Origin of the sequence: Brevundimonas sp., from assembly GCF_030656255.1 — a bacterium.
In the GTDB taxonomy this organism is placed as follows: Bacteria; Pseudomonadota; Alphaproteobacteria; order Caulobacterales; family Caulobacteraceae; genus Brevundimonas.
This window is the reverse complement of the sequence record NZ_JAUSOE010000099.1, coordinates 1-2787: the sequence shown is the minus strand read 5'-3', so window position 1 is coordinate 2787 and position 2787 is coordinate 1. Positions and strand designations below refer to the sequence as shown.

Below are 2787 nucleotides of genomic sequence, written 5' to 3'. Positions count from 1 at the left end.
CCGCCGATGCTGATGTTCGACCGGATCACCCAGATCTCGGCCGACGGCGGAACCCACGGCAAGGGCTATGTCGAGGCCGAACTCGACATCAATCCCAAGCTCTGGTTCTTCCAGTGCCACTTCATCGGCGACCCGGTCATGCCCGGCTGCCTGGGCCTGGACGCCATGTGGCAGCTGGTCGGCTTCTATCTGGGCTGGATCGGCGGTCCGGGCCGCGGCCGCGCCCTGGGCGTCGGCGAGGTCAAATTCACGGGCCAGGTGACGCCGGACATCAAGAAGGTGGTCTACAAGATCAACCTGAAGCGGGTCATCAATCGCAAACTGGTCATGGGCATCGCCGACGGCGTGCTGGAGGCCGACGGCCAGGTCATCTACACCTGCAATGACATGCGGGTGGGACTCTTTGGCGCCGCCAAGGATGAGCAGGCGAGCGCCTAAACCCCTATATAACCGCGGACAGCGCGGAAGACTCTCGGGTCGATAAGCTTAAGAAGGAAACACCATGCGTCGTGTCGTCGTCACCGGCCTGGGCATCGTCTCTTCCATCGGCCACGGCGCCGAAGAGGTGACCCAGTCCCTGCGCGAGGCCCGTTCGGGCGTCGTCCATGCGCCCGATCACGCCAAATACGGCTTTCGCAGCCAGGTCTGGGCGCCGCCCAAGATCGGCCCGTGGGAAGAACTAGTCGATCGTCGCGCCGCCCGCTTCCTGGCCAACGGCACGGCCTGGGCCCACGTGGCCTTCGAAGAAGCCTTGAAGTCGTCGGGCATGACCGCCGACGAGATCAAGCACGACCGCATCGGCCTGATCGTCGGCGAGGGCGGCCCCTCGACCCAGGTGATCCTGCAGGCGGCGGCCACGACCATCGAGCGGGGCTCGCCCAAGCGGATCGGCCCGTTCGCCGTGCCGAAAGCCATGGCGTCCGGCCCCTCGGCGGTGCTGGCGACCTGGTTCCAGATGCGCGGCGTCAACTATTCGATCAGCTCGGCCTGCGCGACCTCCGCCCATTGCATCGGCGCCGGGGTCGAACAGATCCAGTGGGGCAAGCAGGACGTGGTCTTCGCCGGCGGCTGCGAGGACATCGACTGGTCGATGTCGAACATGTTCGACGCCATGGGCGCCATGTCCTCGGACTTCAACGAAACCCCCTCGGTCGCCTCGCGCGCCTATGACGTCAACCGCGACGGCTTCGTCATTGCGGGCGGCGCGGGCATCGTGGTGCTGGAGGAATACGAACGGGCCAAGTCGCGTGGCGCGACCATTCTGGCCGAAGTCACCGGCTACGGCGCCAATTCCGACGGCTACGACATGGTCGCCCCCTCGGGCGAGGGCGCCCAGCGCTGCATGAAGATCGCGCTGGAACAGGCCGGCAATCCCCGGATCGACTATCTGAACCCGCACGGCACCTCGACCCCGGTCGGCGACTCCAAGGAAATGGAGGCCGTGCGCGCCGTCTTCGGCGACCAGATGCCGATGATCTCCTCGACCAAGTCGCTGACGGGCCACTCGCTCGGCGCGGCGGGCGCCCAGGAAGCCATCTACTGCCTGCTGATGATGCAGAACGGTTTCGCCGCCGAGAGCGCCCATATCGAGACCCTGGATCCGGCGTTCGAGGGCATGCCCATCCTGCGTCAGCGCCACGAGGGCGAACTGACCCACGTCATGTCCAACAGCTTCGGCTTCGGCGGCACCAACGGCACGCTGATCCTGTCCAAGGTCTGAGGCCTTCTTTTCTCGTCATCCCAGGGCTTGTCCCTGGGATCCAGATTCCCGGTGTTCGATGGCGGCGCACGCTGCGGATGTGCCGGGAGTCTGGATCCTCGCCACAAAGGCGAGGATGACGAAGTTTTGCGTGTTGGGCAGCCGGCAGCGTTATTGGTGCCCGATCATTCCCAACTTGGCTGTTTACACGACCGATCCTTGCCCTTAGAGAGCGTCGCCGTGATCCAGACCCTGACCAAAGCGATTACCTCGAAAACCACCAGCTTCGGCGGGGCGGTTTCGGGTGTGCGCAAGGTCTGAAGCGCCGAACCCCGAACCCAGCCCCGCCGATGCGCGGGGCGGTCGATCCGGCTGAACCCCGCGCCTCCATCCTTCCAGGAGACGCCTGAATGTCCTTTTCCCCGTCCAATCCTCCTCACGTCGGCATCGTCGGCGCCACCGGCCTCGTCGGCGAGATGATGCGTGGCCTGCTGGCCGAGCGGAACTTCCCGCTGGCCTCGCTGCGCCTGTTCGCCTCGGCCCGGTCGGCGGGTAAGACGGTCCGCTTCGGCGAGACCGACATCGTGGTCGAGGACGCGGCGACGGCGGACTACGCCGGTCTGGACATCGTCTTCTTCTCGGCCGGCGGCGATACGTCCCGCGCCCTGGCCCCCAGGGTCGCGGCCGCCGGCGCGGTGGTGATCGACAACTCGTCCGCCTGGCGCGGCGACCCCGAGGTGCCGCTGGTGGTCGCCGAGGTGAACCCCCACGCTCTGGCGAACCTGCCCAAGGGGATCATCGCCAACCCCAACTGCACCACCATGGCCGCCATGCCGGTGCTGAAGCCCCTGCACGATGCGGCGGGGCTGAAGCGTCTGACGGTCTCGACCTATCAGGCGGTCTCGGGCGGCGGGGTCGAGGGCATTCGCGTGCTGGATGAGCAGTCGCGTGCGGCCGTGGGACAGGGCGCGGCCCTGGCCCGCGACGGCGGGGCGGTTGACTTCGGCGCGCCGGAAAAGTGGGTCGTGCCGATCGCCGCCAATGTCGTGGCCCTGAACTATACGCTGGGCGAGGACGGCTATACCGAC

At 66.7% G+C, this 2787-nt stretch carries 3 protein-coding genes; all 3 read left to right on the top strand.

Annotation, left to right across the window (positions count from 1 at the left end; genetic code table 11):
- On the top strand, positions 1–438 hold a 438-nt coding region (gene fabA, locus Q7J26_RS10160), incomplete at its 5' end, for a 3-hydroxyacyl-[acyl-carrier-protein] dehydratase FabA (protein ID WP_304936339.1).
- Positions 439–502: 64 nt separating this feature from the next.
- Positions 503–1720, top strand: a complete 1218-nt coding sequence (fabB, locus tag Q7J26_RS10155; protein WP_304936338.1) for a beta-ketoacyl-ACP synthase I — start codon at positions 503–505, stop codon at positions 1718–1720.
- A gap of 389 nt (positions 1721–2109) precedes the next feature.
- A partial coding sequence (locus Q7J26_RS10150) for an aspartate-semialdehyde dehydrogenase (protein ID WP_304936337.1) occupies positions 2110–2787 on the top strand: 678 nt, incomplete at its 3' end.

Bases quoted from the DNA above. Each gene is read 5' to 3' on its own strand.
- fabB (WP_304936338.1), top strand. From the start codon at position 503: ATGCGTCGTGTCGTCGTCACCGGCCTGGGCATCGTCTCTTCCATCGGC.